Source organism: Stenotrophomonas sp. PS02289, assembly GCF_029960115.1.
GTDB lineage: Bacteria > Pseudomonadota > Gammaproteobacteria > Xanthomonadales > Xanthomonadaceae > Stenotrophomonas.
In genome coordinates, this window is record NZ_JASCOZ010000097.1 from 1 (window position 1) to 16286 (window position 16286).

Annotated in this window: 15 protein-coding genes; 13 read left to right on the top strand and 2 right to left on the bottom strand. The window is 65.8% G+C overall.

Annotated elements, in window-relative coordinates; translation table 11 throughout:
• Positions 1–1953 (bottom strand): molecular chaperone HtpG (gene htpG, locus QMX83_RS13870; protein ID WP_282297231.1); only part of this gene is annotated, 1953 nt, incomplete at its 3' end.
• Positions 1954–2059: 106 nt separating this feature from the next.
• Between htpG and rsmD the strand changes: the two genes are divergently transcribed.
• The 6 genes from rsmD (at position 2060) to QMX83_RS13900 (ending at position 6803) form a co-directional block, all read left to right on the top strand.
• Positions 2060–2677, top strand: a complete 618-nt coding sequence (gene rsmD / locus QMX83_RS13875; RefSeq protein WP_282297232.1) for a 16S rRNA (guanine(966)-N(2))-methyltransferase RsmD — start codon at positions 2060–2062, stop codon at positions 2675–2677.
• Positions 2674–3183: a pantetheine-phosphate adenylyltransferase gene (gene coaD, locus QMX83_RS13880; RefSeq protein WP_125360136.1), complete on the top strand. Its 510-nt coding sequence runs from the start codon at positions 2674–2676 to the stop codon at positions 3181–3183. The genes rsmD and coaD overlap by 4 nt, the downstream gene beginning before the upstream one ends.
• 54 nt (positions 3184–3237) lie before the next feature.
• Positions 3238–3729, top strand: coding sequence for a hypothetical protein (locus QMX83_RS13885; protein ID WP_282297234.1), 492 nt, complete (start codon positions 3238–3240; stop codon positions 3727–3729).
• A 126-nt stretch (positions 3730–3855) separates the two neighbouring features.
• Positions 3856–4137, top strand: coding sequence for a YfhL family 4Fe-4S dicluster ferredoxin (locus QMX83_RS13890; protein WP_282297235.1), 282 nt, complete (start codon positions 3856–3858; stop codon positions 4135–4137).
• Positions 4134–5870, top strand: a complete 1737-nt coding sequence (ggt, locus tag QMX83_RS13895) for a gamma-glutamyltransferase (protein WP_282297236.1) — start codon at positions 4134–4136, stop codon at positions 5868–5870. The genes QMX83_RS13890 and ggt overlap by 4 nt, the downstream gene beginning before the upstream one ends.
• A 45-nt stretch (positions 5871–5915) precedes the next feature.
• A complete protein-coding gene (locus tag QMX83_RS13900; protein ID WP_125360132.1) occupies positions 5916–6803 on the top strand; it encodes an MBL fold metallo-hydrolase in 888 nt (295 codons plus the stop codon).
• Here the strand turns inward: QMX83_RS13900 and upp are convergent.
• A complete protein-coding gene (gene upp / locus QMX83_RS13905) occupies positions 6800–7435 on the bottom strand; it encodes a uracil phosphoribosyltransferase (protein ID WP_282297237.1) in 636 nt (211 codons plus the stop codon). The genes QMX83_RS13900 and upp overlap by 4 nt on opposite strands.
• Positions 7436–7577: 142 nt before the next feature.
• Here upp and QMX83_RS13910 point away from each other — a divergent pair, with 142 nt between their 5' ends.
• The 7 genes from QMX83_RS13910 to QMX83_RS13940 all read left to right on the top strand — a co-directional run bounded on the left by QMX83_RS13910 (position 7578) and on the right by QMX83_RS13940 (position 16159).
• Positions 7578–10121, top strand: coding sequence for a TonB-dependent receptor (locus QMX83_RS13910; protein WP_282297238.1), 2544 nt, complete (start codon positions 7578–7580; stop codon positions 10119–10121).
• Positions 10121–11224: a phytase gene (locus QMX83_RS13915; protein ID WP_282297239.1), complete on the top strand. Its 1104-nt coding sequence runs from the start codon at positions 10121–10123 to the stop codon at positions 11222–11224. Before QMX83_RS13910 ends, QMX83_RS13915 begins: the two co-directional genes overlap by 1 nt.
• Positions 11224–12600, top strand: a complete 1377-nt coding sequence (locus QMX83_RS13920; protein WP_282297240.1) for a metallophosphoesterase family protein — start codon at positions 11224–11226, stop codon at positions 12598–12600. Before QMX83_RS13915 ends, QMX83_RS13920 begins: the two co-directional genes overlap by 1 nt.
• Positions 12601–12649: 49 nt before the next feature.
• The gene (locus QMX83_RS13925) at positions 12650–13267 is read left to right on the top strand and encodes an inorganic diphosphatase (RefSeq protein WP_282297241.1); all 618 of its coding nucleotides are present in this window, start codon (positions 12650–12652) and stop codon (positions 13265–13267) included.
• 125 nt (positions 13268–13392) lie between these two features.
• Positions 13393–13632, top strand: coding sequence for a hypothetical protein (locus QMX83_RS13930; protein ID WP_282297242.1), 240 nt, complete (start codon positions 13393–13395; stop codon positions 13630–13632).
• A 279-nt stretch (positions 13633–13911) separates the two neighbouring features.
• Entirely contained in the window at positions 13912–15327 is a 1416-nt protein-coding gene (locus QMX83_RS13935; protein WP_282297243.1) for a deoxyribodipyrimidine photo-lyase, read from the top strand.
• Positions 15328–15463: 136 nt separating this feature from the next.
• A complete protein-coding gene (locus QMX83_RS13940) occupies positions 15464–16159 on the top strand; it encodes an OmpA family protein (RefSeq protein ID WP_282297244.1) in 696 nt (231 codons plus the stop codon).
• The last annotated feature ends 127 nt before the right edge of the window (positions 16160–16286 follow it).

Genomic DNA, 16286 nt, shown 5'->3' on the forward strand with positions numbered 1-16286 from the left:
GTGTGGGCTCCGCGCCCCCCCCCCCCCGCCGCCCGGCAACCCGCTGCCCGCCTTTCCGGCGGACAGCTCCAACAGCAGCTTGTTCAACCGCCGCACATACGCGGCCGGGTCCTTCAGCGAATCGCCCGCGGCCAGCGCGGCCTGGTCGAACAGCACGCGGCTGAGGTCGTCGAAGCGGGCGCTGTCGCTTTCCTGATCGAGCTTGCCGATCAGCGGGTGGCCCGGGTTGAACTCGAAGACCGGCTTGCTGTCGGGCACCTTCTGCCCGCTGGCTTCCAGAATCTGGCGCATCTGCAGGCCCAGGTCCTGCTCACCGATGGCCAGGATGGCCGGCGAGTCGGTCAACCGGTGCGACACGCGCACATCGGCGACATCGCCGCCCAGCGCCGTCTTCAAGCGTTCCACCAGCGCCTGCTTGTCCTTGGCGGCTTCTTCCTGCGCCTGCTTGTCTTCGGCGCTTTCCAGCGCGCCCAGGTCCAGGTCGCCACGGGCGACGTCGACGAACGACTTCCCGTCGAACTCGGTCAGGTAGCCCATCAGCCACTCGTCGATGCGGTCGGTGAGCAGCAGGACTTCGATGCCCTTCTTGCGGAACACTTCCAGGTGCGGGCTGTCCTTGACCTGGGTGTGGCTCTCGCCGGTGAGGTAATAGATCTTGTCCTGGCCCTCGACCATGCGCCCGATGTAATCGGCCAGGGACACGCTCTGCTCGCCGCTGGCGTCATGGGTGGAGGCGAAGCGCAGCAGACCGGCGACCTTTTCACGGTTGCCGTAGTCCTCGGCCGGACCTTCCTTGAGCACCTGGCCGAACTGCTTCCAGAAGCCGGCATAGACCTCGGGCTTGTCGCTGGCGAGCTTCTCCAGCATGTCCAGCGAGCGCTTGGTCAGCGCGGACTTCATCGAGTCGATGACCGGGCCGCTCTGCAGGATCTCGCGTGAGACATTCAGCGACAGGTCGTTGGAATCGACCACACCCTTGATGAAGCGCAGGTACAGCGGCAGGAACTGCTCGGCCTGGTCCATCACGAACACGCGCTGCACGTACAGCTTCAGGCCCTTCGGCGCGTCGCGGTGGTACAGGTCAAACGGGGCGTGGCCGGGCACGTACAGCAGCGAGGTGTACTCAAGCTTGCCTTCGACCTTGTTGTGGCTCCAGGCCAGCGGGTCCTGGTGGTCGTGGGCGGCGTGTTTGTAGAACTCCTGGTACTCGGCATCGGTGATGTCGGTGCGCGGCCGGGTCCACAGCGCGCTGGCGCGGTTGACGGTTTCCCACTCGACTTCGGTCGGTGCGTCCTCGCCGTGATGCTCCTTGACCATCTGGATCGGCAGGCCGATATGGTCGGAATACTTCTTGATGATGCCGCGCAGGCGCCAGCCATCGGCGAAGTCCTGCTGGTCGTCCTTGAGGTGCAGGACGATGCGGGTGCCGCGGTCGGCCTTCTCAATGGTCTCCACCTCGAAGTCGCCTTCGCCGCGCGAGGACCAGTGCACGCCTTCGCCGGCGGGCAGGCCGGCGCGACGCGAGTACACGTCGACCTGGTCGGCGACGATGAAGGCACTGTAGAAGCCGACGCCGAACTGGCCGATCAGCTGGGAGTCCTTCTTTTGGTCGCCGGACAGCTGGCGCAGGAAGTCGCCGGTGCCGGACTTGGCAATCGTGCCGAGGTGGGCAATGGCGTCGTCCCGGCTCATGCCGATGCCGTTATCGTCGATGGTCAGGGTGTGCGCGGCGGGGTCAAAGCTGACCTGGATGCGCAACTCGCCGCCATTTTCCAGCAGCGCCGGCTGGGTGAGCGCCTCGAAGCGCAGCTTGTCGGCGGCGTCGGCGGCGTTGGAGATCAGCTCGCGAAGGAAGATTTCCTTGTTGGAATACAGCGAGTGGATCATCAGCTGCAGCAGCTGCTTCACTTCGGTCTGGAAGCCCAGGGTCTGCTTCTGGCTTGGCTCGGTCATGGGGCGGTGCTCCTTGAGGTCGATATCGCGCGCGGCGCGCGGCGGCTGGCTCAAGGGGTAGGGATGGATTGTCCCGTTTTCAACCCGTCACGGTATCCTCCCCGCCATGAAACCACGCTCCTCCGCACCGCCCCCGATGGGCCAGGTCCGCATCATCGGCGGCAAATGGCGCAACACGAGACTTCCGGTCCCGATGTCCCCCGGCCTGCGCCCCAGCAGCGACCGGGTCCGCGAGACCCTGTTCAACTGGCTGATGCCAAAGCTGGGCGGGGCGCGGGTGCTGGACCTGTTTGCCGGTAGCGGGGCGCTGGGGCTGGAGGCGGTCTCGCGCGGCGCGGCGCAGGCCACGCTGGTGGAGCGCGACGGCGCGCTGTGCCGCCAGCTGCGTGAATCGGTGGCGAAGCTGGGCGCGCAGGACCAGGTCCAGGTGGCCCAGGCCGATGCCCTGCAGTGGCTGGCTCAGCCGGCGGCAGGGCCGGCAGACATCGTGTTTGTCGACCCGCCGTTCGCCGATGGCCTGTGGGACCGGGTGCTGGTGGGGCTGGGGCCCCATCTGGCCGCCGATGCCTGGCTGTATCTGGAGTCGCCGGGCGACCAGGTGCCGGTGGTGCCGGCTCCGTGGCTGCTGCACCGCGAGGGGGGCACCCGGGAGGTCCGTTTTGCCCTGTACCGGCGCGCCGCTGCTACACTTTCACCAGATCACAACAGCGTATCTGCCGTATGACCGTGGCCAACCGCCGCATTGCCGTGTACCCGGGCACTTTCGATCCGATCACCAATGGTCACATCGACCTGGTGAACCGGGCCGCGCCGTTGTTCGAGAAGGTGGTGGTGGGGGTGGCGCAGAGCCCGTCGAAGGGTCCGACGCTGCCGCTGGAGCTGCGGGTATCGTTGGCCCGTGATGCGCTGGCACACCACAAGAACGTGGAAGTACGCGGCTTCGATACGCTGCTGGCGCATTTCGTACGTTCCGTGCAGGGCGGCATCCTGCTGCGCGGGCTGCGCGCGGTGTCCGACTTTGAATACGAATTCCAGATGGCCAGCATGAACCGCCACCTGATCCCGGAGGTGGAGACCCTGTTCCTCACCCCGGCCGAGCAGCACAGCTTCATTTCGTCGTCGCTGGTCCGCGAGATCGCCCGCCTGGGCGGCGACGTGTCCGGCTTCGTGCCGGCGTCGGTGCTGGAGGCACTGCGCAAGGTGCGCGAGGCAAAAGCGGGCGCGTCGTAACATCTGTCTCACCCTGTCACTTACATTCCAAGCATTACCAGAGGGAGGAAACCCATGAACAACACCATGCGTGCCATGCTGATCGCGTCGTTCGCGCTGGCCTTCACCGCCTGCAAGAAAGAAGAAGCCGCTCCGGTCGCCGAAGCCCAGCAGGCGCTGGTCGCCCCGGCCAAGGACGACGATGCAGGCTGGAAGAAGTACCTGCAGGCCGTGGCCATCCAGAACATGGGCAACATCTCCAACAGCCCGTTCCTGTACTACCTCGCGCCGGAATCGGATCCGGAGTTCCAGGCCAAGTACGATCGTCAGGTGGAAAGCGCCACCGCCGCCGTGGCCCGTGGCGTGCAGCCGGGCAACATGCTGGCCTTCGGTTCTTCGGCTTCGGCCAAGATGGCCGACATGATCCAGGCCGTGTTCAAGGACGTGTCCGCCGACTCGATGAAGGGTGTGCGCGTGGTGTTCATCGGCGATGCCGCCGACAACGCCCGCGTGCAGTCGATCATCCAGCCGACCGGCGCCGAGTACATTTTCGTAGAAGCCAAGTAAGCCGTGCCCTGGCGGCCACACCGGTGGGTGTGGCCCGGGTGGCTTCCCGCGGGAAGCCACCGATGACCGGCCGGCGCGCATGCGCTGGCCGGCTTTCCTTTGCCGGCACTGGCGTGGAGTAACGCCATGTCGCTGAAAATCAATGAGCTCTGCGTCAACTGCGACGTATGCGAGCCGGCCTGTCCCAACCAGGCCATTTCGATGGGTGAAACCATCTACGTGATCGACCCTGCACGCTGCACCGAATGCGTGGGGCACTTCGACGAACCCCAGTGCGTGGTCGTCTGCCCGGTGGAATGCATCGATCCCGATCCGGACATTCCGGAAACCCAGGAACAATTGCTGGCCAAGCTGTTTGGGCTGCAGCGTGATCATCCCGAACTCTATGTGGAGTCTCCGTCCGAATGAAAACCCCGTCGCGTCGCTGGTTGTTGCTGGTCCTGCTGTGGACCCCGTTTGCCTGGGCGGCCCAGCCGTCCGCGACTTCGCTGGCGAAGCACCCTGACGGTGCGGCCATTGCCAGCGGCCACCATCTGGCCACGGAAGCCGGCATGGAGATCCTGGCCAAGGGCGGCAACGCGTTCGACGCGGCAGTGGCGGTGTCCTCGACGCTGGCGGTGGTCGAGCCGATCAGCTCCGGGCTGGGCGGCGGTGGCTTCTTCCTGCTGCACGATGCGGCCACGGGCAAGGATGTGATGCTGGACGCACGCGAGACCGCCCCGGCGGCGGCGACGCCGGCAGCGTTCCTGGACAAGAACGGCAACCTGGACCGCGACCGTTCGGTCAACGGTGCGTGGTCGGCGGGCATTCCCGGTCTGCCGGCAGCGCTGGTGGAGCTGTCGGCCAAGCACGGCAAGCTGCCGCTGCAGACCTCGCTGGCCCCGGCGATCCGGATCGCCCGTGACGGCTTCCCGGTGTATGCGCGCATGGCCAAGGGCTATGCCTCGCGCCGCGAGGTGATGGAGCGTTATCCCGGGACGCGTGAGGTGTACCTGCGCAACGGCAAGCCGATTGCCGAAGGCGATGTGTTCAAGCAGCCGGAGCTGGCGCAGACGCTGGAACGCCTGGCTGCTGGTGGGTTCGACGGGTTCTACAAGGGCCAGACCGGCAAGCTGCTGCTGGCAGGCGTGAAGCAGGCCGGTGGGCGCTGGACGGCCGAAGAGCTGGCCGGGTACCGCGTCAAGCAGCGCGAACCGATCGTGTTCAACTACCGCGACTGGAAGATCACCACGGCCTCGCCGCCGTCGTCCGGTGGCATCGCGCTGGCGTCGATGCTGCAGATCCTGGAAGGCTGGGACATCAAGCAGATGGATGCGGCGCACCGCACGCACCTGGTGGTGGAGGCGATGCGTCGCGCGTTCCGTGACCGCACCTTCTTCCTGGGCGATCCGGATTTCGTGCAGATTCCGCAGAAGGTGCTGACCAGCAAGGATTACGCGCAGGGCCTGCGGGCGACGATCCATCCGGAGAAGGCGACGCCGAGCGACCTGCTGTCGGGCAACCCGACGCCGCTGGAAGACGATGAAACCACGCACTTCTCGATCATTGACGGGCAGGGCAACCGGGTGGGCGCGACCCAGACGGTGAACCTGCTGTACGGCTCGGGCCTGATTCCGTCGGGAACGGGTGTGCTGCTGAACAATGAGATGGACGACTTCGCGCTGAAGCCGGGCACGCCGAATGCGTTCGGGGTGATGGGTTACGAGGCGAACGCGCCGAAGCCGGGCAAGCGCATGCTGAGCTCGATGACGCCGACCTTCATGGAGTCGTCGGACAAGGTGGTGGTGCTGGGCACGCCGGGCGGCAGCCGGATCATCACGATGGTGCTGCTGGGGGTGCTGGGCTACGACGATGGCCTGGATGCACAGCAGGTGGCGGCATTGCCGCGCTTCCATCACCAGTGGTTGCCGGACGTGATCGAGGCGGAGAGCAATACGTTCGACGAGGCGACGATCAAGCAGCTGCAGGCGATGGGCCACAAGATCGACCTGCCGGGCAACAGCGCGGCCGGCGGCCGCGGTTCCAGCCACGTCTGGGGCAACCTGCAGACGGTGGAATGGAACCGCGCCAGCAACCAGCTCAGCGTCGGCAGCGACCCCCGCAACCCGGTCGGCTCGGGCGCAGTCTCGAAATCCCCCTGACTGCGCCTATCGAATTATTAACGCGCGCCGCCGGATAATTTACCCATGAAACTATGGTCGATCCGCGGTAACTCACAGAAGCTCGATGGCGGCGCGATGTTCGGCAATGCGCCGCGCGCGGTGTGGGAGAAATGGGCGGCACCGGACGATCTCAATCGGATCGAACTGGCCTGCCGCGCGCTGCTGGCCAGCCCGCTGGCGGGCAAGACGGTGCTGTTTGAAACCGGGATCGGCGCATTCTTCGAGCCCAAACTGCGTGACCGCTACGGCGTGCAGGAATCGCGGCATGTGCTGATCGAATCGCTGCGCGAAGCAGGGTTCGAGCACGAAGACATCGACGTGGTGGTGCTCAGCCATCTGCACTTCGACCACGCCGGTGGCCTGCTCGCGCCGTGGAGCGAAGGGCGCGAGCTGGAACTGCTGTTCCCAAATGCGACTTTCCTGGTGGGCGCGGAACATTGGGCGCGCGCGCTGCAGCCACATCCGCGTGATCGCGCGAGTTTCATTCCGGAGCTGCCGCAACTGCTGCGTGACAGCGGGCGGCTGGAGATTGTCGAAGGGCCTTATTCGAAGGCGCTGGGGCAGAGCGTGCGTTTCAGCTTCAGTGACGGGCATACGCCGGGGCTGATGCTGGCCGAGATTGTCGGGCCGGAACAGGTCGATGGTCAGCCGCGGGGTGGCGTGGTGTTCTGCGCGGACCTGATTCCGGGTCGGTCATGGGTGCATGTGCCGATCACGATGGGCTACGACCGCAATGCGGAACTGCTGATCGATGAGAAGCGCAGCTTCCTGGAAGACAAGCTGGCGCGCAACGTGCACCTGTTCTTTACCCACGACCCGCAGGTGGCGTTGGCGCAGGTGGTGCGCGATGAGAAGGGGCGGTTTGCCACCGCCCACGAGCTGGGTGAGTTGAAGGCGCGCGCGTTGGCTTAACCTGCCACGCGCGTCCCGAAGATGCGATCGCCGGCATCGCCGAGGCCCGGCAGGATGTAGCCCTTGTCGTTGAGCTGCGCATCAATGGCCGCGGTGTAGATCTCCACGTCCGGGTGCGCGGCCTGCACGGCGGCAATGCCTTCCGGGGCGGCGACCAGGAAAATGCCCTTGATGCGGCGCGCGCCGGCGCGCTTGAGCATGTCGATGGTGGCGATCAGGGTGCCGCCGGTGGCGAGCATCGGGTCCAGGATCAGCGCGTCGCGTTCTTCCAGGCGGCCGGTCAGGCGCTCGAAGTAGGGCACCGGCTGCAGGGTCTCTTCATCACGCTGCAGGCCGACCACGCTGACCCGGGCGGCCGGAATCAGCGACAGCACGCCGCCCAGCATGCCCAGCCCGGCGCGCAGGATCGGCACCAGGGTGATCTTGGCCCCGGCAATGCGCTGCACGGTCACCGGACCGGCCCAACCCGCCATCGTATGGGCCTCGGTTTCCAGGTCGGCGGTGGCCTCGTAGGCCAGCAGTTCGCCCAGTTCGTTGGCCAGTTCGCGGAAGTCCTTGGTGCTCAGGGACGCGTCGCGCATCAGGCCGATTTTGTGCTGGACCAGCGGGTGGCGGACTTCGACGATTTTCATGACAGGGGCAACCAAGGGCAGGGAGGCCCCCATTTTAACGAACCGGCGTCGCAATCCTCCAAACCTTGCGCCTGAATGTCACGTTCATGAAACCTGCCGGACATACCGTGCTGACCCAATCTTTACACCGTTGGGACTTCCCGTGCAGAACAAATCGCCGTTGGGGCTGGCCATCAGCCTGTCGTTGCTGGTCATGTCCACCACCCCCGCGTTGGCTGCCGGCGACGTTGCCGCCAGCGGCAACGCCACCGACCTGGACCGCATCGAGGTGCGTCCGCAGCTGGAGTCGCAGACCCGCGCGGTGGACCTCAAGCGCAGCAGCGATGCGATCGAAGACGCGGTGTCGTCCGATTCCCTGGGCGTGTACCCGGACAAGAACGTGGCCGAATCGCTGCAGCGCCTGCCCGGCGTCAGCGTGACCCGCGACCAGGGCGAAGGCCGCTTCGTGGTGGTGCGCGGTCTGGATGCCAATCTCAACAGTGTCAGCGTCGATGGCATTGCCATCGGCACTCCGGAAGATGCCAGCCGCGCCGCACCGCTGGACGTGATCCCGTCCGATTCGACCGAGCGCCTGCGCGTGGTCAAGTCGCCGACCCCGGATATGCCCGGTGATGCCATCGGCGGCGCGATTCTCGTGGAGTCCGCCTCGGCGTTCGACCGCGACGGCCGCAGCCTGCGCGGCAAGATCGAGGGCAGCCACCAGCAGCTGTCCGGTCACACCAGCCCGAAAGCCGCGTTCAACTACAGCGAAGTCTTCGCTGACACCTTCGGCGTGGCGCTGGGCGTTAACTACCAGAACCGCAAGTTCGAGTCGGACAACACCGAGGTGGAGTACGACGAAGTTGACGGTCTGGAAGAGGGCGAGCTGTTCCCGATCAGCGTGCAGCACCGCAAGTACGAAATCGAGCGCAAACGCGTTGGTGCCAACCTCAACTTCGACTGGCGTCCCAGCGAAGGCAACAGCTACTACCTGCGCACCCTGTACAGCCAGTTCGATGACGCCGAGACTCGCCAGCGCACCATCTTCAACTTTGGCGACGGCGAGGTCACCGCACTGGGCGGCAACCAGTATCGCGTGGACGAGCTGCCGGCTGATGCGATCCAGAAGCGCATGCGTTACCGCACCAAGAAGGAAAACACCTTCGCCGCGAGCCTGGGCGGCGAGAACCGCCTGACCAATGCCGTGGTCGACTACAAGGTCGGTTACACCCGCACCGAAGAACGCGTCAACGACGAAATGGAAGCGCGCTTCGAGTACAACGGCGACGACCTGGGCGCGACGGTTGATCAGAATAGCGGCATTCCGCGCTACACGCTGACCGATGCCAGCTGGATGGACAACGGCAACTACGACTTCGATCGTGTGGTGCTTTCGCCCAAGCGGGTAGACGACGAAGAGCGCAGCGCGCAGATCAACGTGCGTTTCGACGGTGACCATTCCAGCTACAAGTTCGGTCTGCTCGGCCGCTGGCGCGACCGTGATGTGAACATCGACGAGAACGAGCTGCGCGTCGGTCCGGACATCGCGCTGTCGGACTGGACCACCTCCACCCCGGACCACCGCGGCGGCAGCCTCGGGCAGGGCATGAGCTCGGACGCGATGCGCCGCTACTGGTCGCAGTTCGGCAGCCAGTACAGTGCCCGTCCGCAGGATGTAGGTGGCAACGCGATGACCTCGCTGGAAGAGGACTACACCGCCAGTGAGAACATCTTCGCCAGCTACGCCATGGGCACCTGGGACATCGGCTCGCTGCGCGTGATCGGCGGCGTGCGCGTGGAGAACACCCAGGTCAAGTCGACCGGCAACAGCATTGACGTGGCCAGCAACGGCCGCAGCTACACGGTCACCCCGATCAGCGCGGACAAGAGCTACACCAACGTGCTGCCGGGCCTGCACCTGCGGTATGACGCCGGCAGTGACTGGGTGCTGCGCGCGGCCGCCAACAAGACCGTGTCGCGTCCGTCGTTCGGCGACGCGGCCCCGCGCATCGGTTACAACCGGGGTGACGAGGAAGTCCGCCTGGGCAACCCGGACCTGGATCCGTACGAATCCAAGAACATCGATCTGTCGATGGAGCGTTACATCGGCAGTACCGGCATCGTCTCGCTGGGCCTGTTCCACAAGTCGATCGACGGGTATATCGTCAACACGGTCAGCAACGACGATCCGGCGTATCCGGACTTCGAGGTCACCCGCGTGATCAACGGCGACAAGGCCAAGGTGTTCGGTGCCGAGTTCAACTGGCAGCAACAGCTGAGCTTCCTGCCGGCCGGCTGGGACGGCCTGCTGGTGGGTGCCAGCGGCACCTGGCTGGATACCGACTTCGACCCGGGCCTGGAAGGTCGCGAGCGCGACGACTTCACCCTGCCGCGCGCCTCCAAGCACGTGTACAGCGCCCACGTCGGCTATGAAAAGGCCGGCTTCAGCACGCGTCTGGCCGCGGTGTATCGCAGCGAGTACCTCGACACCCTGGGTGACAGCCGCGCCTACGACATCTACGTGGCTCCCAACACCCAGCTCGACTTCAGCCTGGACTACAAGATCACCTCGAACGTGAGCGTGTACTTCGAAGCCCAGAACCTGCTCGACAAGCCGCTGGAGCTGTACCAGGGCGTGCGCTCGCGCACCCTGCAGAATGAAGAATACGGCCGCACCTACGCGCTTGGCTTCAAGGTGCAGCTGTGATGCGCGCGCTGCCTGTACTGAGCGTGCTGACGGTCGCGCTGCTGGCGGGCTGCAAGCCCGCCGCCGCGCCGGCCTCTGCAGCAGACCCGGCTGCAGCCACCACCGGCCGCAGCGTGGCCACCGTCGCCGAGGCGTTCCAGACCCCGATGACGCCGGACGACAACATCGACTCCCCGGCCAGCTGGACCACGCCGGAAGGCCAGGTGTGGCTGATCGCCACCGCCAAGGCCACCGACAAGCTGGTGGTCTATGACGGGCAGACCGGTTCGCATCTGCGCGACGTCGGCAGCCTCGGTGCCGCGCCGGGCCAGTTCGACCGCCCCAACGGCATCGCCGTCGTGGATGACCTGGTGCTGATCGTGGAGCGCGACAACCATCGCGTGCAGGTGCTGCAGCTGCCGGACTTCACTCCGCTGGGAACGTTCGCCGCCGATGACCTGCGCAAGCCTTATGGCCTGTGGGTCAACAAGCAGGCCGACGGCTACGATGTCTACGTGACCGATTCCTATGATGCCGGCGAGGACGCGCAGGGCAACGACATCCTGCCGCCGCTGGCCGAACTGGACAAGCGCGTGCGCCGTTATGCGATGAAGGTCGCTGACGGCAAAGCGCAGGCCACCCTGGTGTCCAGCATTGGCGATACCAGCGAAACCGGCGCACTGCGCGTGGTCGAGTCGATCTGGGGTGATCCGGCCAATGACCGCCTGCTGATCGCCGAAGAAGATGAAACCTACGCCAGCGAGTTCAAGGTCTACACGCTGGAAGGCAAATTCACCGGCACGACCTTCGGTCGCGATGCGTTCAAGGCCCAGGCCGAAGGCGTGATGCTGCGCACCTGTGGCAAGGACGGCTGGTGGATCACCACCGAACAGGGCAAGCAGCGCAGCGTGTTCCACCTGTTCGACCGCCACACGCTGAAGCATGTCGGCGCATTCCAGGGCAACACCGTCGCCAACACCGACGGTATCTGGATGGACCAGCGTGTCTCGCCGCGCTTCCCGCACGGCGCGCTGTATGCCGTACACGACGACCAGGGCGTGGTCGCGTTTGATTGGGCCAGTGTGGCCAAGCAACTGTCTCTGCCGTTGGAGTGTGCGAAGTGATGTGTGTGCGTGAATGTCTGAAGGCGGTGACGTTGGCGCTGCTGTTGTGCAGCGGTGCGGTGTCTGCGAAGACCGCCACCCAGGTGGAACCCAATACCCAGGTGCCGGCTGGCAACCGCCATTACGCGGCCACCGGCTTCCCGGACCGCATTGTGGCCTCGCCCGCGCAGGACGCCGCCCATGGGTTTGGCGTGGCTTGGCGTACGGATGCCACGGTCAACACGCCGGTGCTGGAGTGGGTGGTGGCGGGTGACTCACCCGACGTTGGCAAGGTCACCCGGGTGACCGCGACCACGGCAGCCCTGCAGACCGAGAACGGCGGTTCCCACCATCATCGCGTCGATGTCACTGGCCTGGCTCCAGACACCCTGTACCTGTGGCGCGTGCAGGGCAAGGACACCTGGAGTGCCTGGAACCAGCTGCGTACCGCCGGCACCACCGAGCAGCCGCTGACCGTGCTGTACTTCGGCGACACCCAGAACAAGAACCTCAGCCACGTCTCGCGCGTGCTGCGTGCTGGACTCAAAGCTGCGCCGGACGCCCGCCTGAGCCTGTTCGCCGGCGACCTGGTCAGCGGTGGTGATGGCGAGGATGACAGCGAGTGGGGCGAGTGGTTCGCCGCCGCCGGCTGGCTGCCGCAGGAAACCGCCGTGGCCCCGGCGATCGGCAACCACGAGTACTTCGAGGAGTTCGAGGACACCCCGCAGGAGCGCCGCGTGCTGGGCAAGCACTGGCCGGTGACCTTCGCGCTGCCGCGCAACGGCACCGATGCCGCTGACTCCAGCACGTACTGGTTCGACTATCAGGGCGCACGTTTCGTGGTGCTCGATGGCACGTCCGCGCTGGATCTGGACACGGCCCAGGCGCAGGCGAAATGGCTGGATGGCGTGCTCACCGGCAATGCCCAGCGCTGGACCATCGTGCTGCTGCACCAGCCGTTCTACTCCCCGCGCGAAGGCCGGGAGAACACCGCGCTGCGTGAGCACATCCTGCCGGTGGTGCTGAAGCACAAGGTCGACCTGGTGCTCCAGGGCCACGACCACACCTACGGCCGTCGTGGTGAGGGCCAGCAGGCCACGCCGCAGTACGTGGTCACCGTGGCCGGGCCGAAGCAGTACCGGCTCTCGGACGAGGCGAGGGCGACCATGGCACCGGTCGGTGAGGACACCCAGCTGTTCCAGGTGCTCACGATTGATCCACAGCACCTGCGTTACGAAGCGCGCACCGTCACCGGCCGGTTGTACGATGGTTTCAGCCTGGACCGCCAGGCCGATGGCAGCAAGCGCAAGACCGAATTGACCGAAGGCCGCATCGCCCCCCGCGACTGCGCGCGCGACCAGACCCTGAAGGGCCGCGCCGACCGTTGCTGGGAGTGAACCCCTGACGCAGAGCCGGGTGCTGCCCGGCTGCTTCCCGGAACCGAACATGCCAAACCGACTTCTTCCCCTCGCCGCGATCGCCGCCGCCCTGCTGCTCCTCACCGGAGCCAGCTTCGCGGCCCCGACGGTGCTGCACCCGTTCATGGCCGCACAGCCGAAGAACGCCCCGGAATCGGCCAACCTCGCCGTCGAAATCCCTGCCGGCAGCTTCACCAAGTATGAGATCAAGGAAGACGGCCTGGTCCACGTCGACCGCTTCCAGTCCATGCCGGTGGCATACCCCGCCAACTACGGTTCGATGCCACGCACCTTGGCCGGCGACAACGACCCGCTCGACGCGCTGGTGCTGACCCGCGAACCGCTGCACCCCGGCGTGATCATCACCTTCCGCCCGATCGGGTATCTGAAGATGATCGACAAGGGCGAGCACGACGAGAAGGTCATCGGCGTGCCGACCGACAAGGTGGATCCCACCTATGCCAACATCCGTGACCTGAAGGATCTGCCCGAGATCGAGCGGCAGCGCATCGAAGCCTTCTTCCGGGTCTACAAGGACCTGCCGGAAGGCCGCAACCCGGTGCAGCTCAACGGCTGGGGCAACGCCGCCGAAGCGAAGGCGCTGATCACCGAATCCATGAAGCGGTTTGAGGCCAAGTCCCCGTAGAGCCGGGCTCTGCCCGGCCGCTCCTTCGCGGTGCAGGTGACGCGCATGGCGCGTCACTACCGGTATCCGCGCCAATCCGCTATGTTCCGCCCATACCTCGACAACGGGCACAGGGACAGGCGCACATGCAGGACGACGTGACACGCGGCGTTGCCTCGCTGCTGCAATGGCTTGTGGTCGTGCTGATCTGGCAGATTCTGATGTACGGCCTGGGCTACGCCGTGTTGTACGCCGGGAGCCTCGGTCGCTGGCCGCGTCCGCAATGGGCAGATCGCTACGACGACCGCATCAGCGCCACCGGGCTCGCGGTTGCGGCGCTCGCCTGGACGCTGGTCGCGCTCTTCAACAACGGCGTCTTCGCCTGACCACTCTGGCCATGCGCGGTCATCGGTAGGGTCGCACGCCAGTCGACCGCCGATAGCGGTGCAGCGCCCGGGAAGGCATGAACCTCGATCGAAGTAGTACCTTCGGCCAGGTCCATGCGTCAAAGCGCCGATCAGCGTTATCGGCCGTCGTCTGTCGACCGACGCTACCAAAGCACGCCCAGCACCCCGGCATCCAGCACAACTCGCACCGCCGGCCCATGCCAAACATTTCACCCGCAATCCGTATCATCACGGTTCTTTCCGTTGTGGTCTTCGCCCGTGTCGTCAGCCCTGATCTGGTTCCGTCGTGATCTGCGCCTGCAGGACAATCCCGCTCTGCACGCCGCTCTCGAAGCCGGGCACACGCCCATTCCGGTGTACATCCATGCGCCGCACGAAGAAGGGGCATGGGCTCCAGGCGAAGCCTCCAACACCTGGCTGCACCGGTCGCTGGCCGCACTGGACGCCGACCTGCAGGCGCGCGGAAGCACACTGGTACTGCGCCAGGGCGACAGCCAGGCCGAACTGCAGGCCTTGATCGCGGAAACCGGCGCCGAAGCGGTGTACTGGAACCGCAAATACGAACCCGCCACCCAGCCACGCGATGCCACCATCAAGCGCGAACTGCGCGAGCAGGGCATCGATGCACAGAGCTGCAATGGCAGCCTGATGTTCGAGCCGTGGGACCTGGCCACCCAGCAGGGCGGGCCGTACAAGGTGTTCACTCCGTACTGGCGCAACGCACTGACCCGGCTGCATATCCCGGCGCCACTCAAGCTGCCGGACACGCTGCCTGTGCACAAAACCCGCAGCCTGTCACTGGCAGACCTCAAGCTCACACCAACGCTCAACTGGGACCAGCAGTTCTGGGAGCACTGGCAACCGGGCGAAGCTGGCGCGCAGGAAGCGCTCACCGTCTTCATCGATGGCGCGCTCAACGGCTACCGCCAGCAGCGTGATCTACCCGACCGCGTCGGCACCTCGTTGCTGTCCCCGCACCTGCATTTCGGTGAAATCTCGCCATGGCAGATCGTGCGTCGGCTCGAGGCCGAGCGCAGTGCTGGCCGAGACGCCGACATCGATGGTTACATCCGCGAACTGGGCTGGCGAGAGTTCTCGTACCACCTGCTGCATCACTTCCCGAACACCCCGGAGCACAACCTCAACCCGCGCTTCGACAGCTTCCCATGGGCCCGGGACAATCCCACCCAGCTGGCCGCCTGGCAGCAGGGCCGCACCGGCATCCCCATCGTCGACGCCGGTCTGCGCGAGCTCTGGGCCACCGGCTACATGCACAACCGCGTGCGCATGCTGGTGGCCAGCTTCCTGTGCAAGCACATGCGGCAGCACTGGCTGCACGGTGCGCGCTGGTTCTGGGATACCCTGGTCGACGCGGATCTCGCCAACAACACCATGGGCTGGCAGTGGGTCGCCGGCACCGGGGCCGATGCGGCACCGTACTTCCGCATCTTCAATCCGGTGACCCAGGCACAGAAGTTCGATCCCAATGCCCGCTACATCACCCGCTGGGTGCCTGAACTAGCACCGCTGCCGGTCAAGGCACGCTTCGCACCCTGGCAGACGCCGGACCTGCTGGCCCAGTACGCGCCGTCCTATCCCGCGCTGCCCATCGTTGATCTGGCTGCAGGGCGGGATGCCGCGCTGACCGCGTACCGACGCACCGGGGGGGAGTAAAGGGGGCGCTCAGGGTTGCAGACAGCAACCTGAACAAAACACCCCCTCGTGCCGGATTCATCATCCCGGCATCGCGCGCGCGTGTTTATTCTTTGGGCCGTTCGCACGCCGCCTGAGCGGCACCAAGGAGAAACCCATGAAGCTTTCCGCACCCCGCAATGTGGCCCTGGCCCTGTTCACCGCCGCTGCCCTGTCGGCCTGCGCCACGGGCGGCTCCTACGTGCAGAGTGACCAGTACGGCAACCCGACCGAGCAGCAGAGCCGGACCGGCCGCAACGCGCTGATCGGCACCGCCATCGGCGTCGCCGCCGGCCTGCTCACCGGTGACAGCGCCACCGAGCGCCGCCAGCACGCCATGGTCGGTGCCGGTATCGGTGCCCTGGCCGGTGCCGGCGTCGGTGCCTACCAGAACCGCCAGGAAGCCGCGCTGCGCCAGCGCACCGCCAACACCGGCATCGACGTGCAGCGTCAGGGCGACAACATCGTGCTGAACCTGCCGGACGGCATTACCTTCGACTTCGGCAAGTCGGCGCTGAAGCCGCAGTTCTACGGCGCGCTCAATGGCGTGGCCAGCACCTTGAACGAGTACAACCAGACCATGATCGAAGTGGTCGGCCATACCGACAGCATCGGCAGCGATGCGGTCAACAACAAGCTGTCCAAGGAGCGCGCCGATTCGGTGGCGGCCTACCTGACCGCACAGGGCGTGCAGCCGGTGCGCATTGAAACGCTGGGTGCAGGCAAGGCGTACCCGATTGCTGACAACAGCACCGACGCCGGCCGTGCCAAGAACCGTCGCGTTGAGATCCGTGTGATTCCGTTGCAGCAATAACGGCTGCGCCGTTATTGCGGCGATGCGCATGCATCGCCAAAAAGCCGCCTGAAAAGGCGGCTTTTTTTGTAGAGCCGGGCTTGCCCGGCTGCTGTTGGGCTCTCGCGAAAAGCCAGCCGGGCAAGCC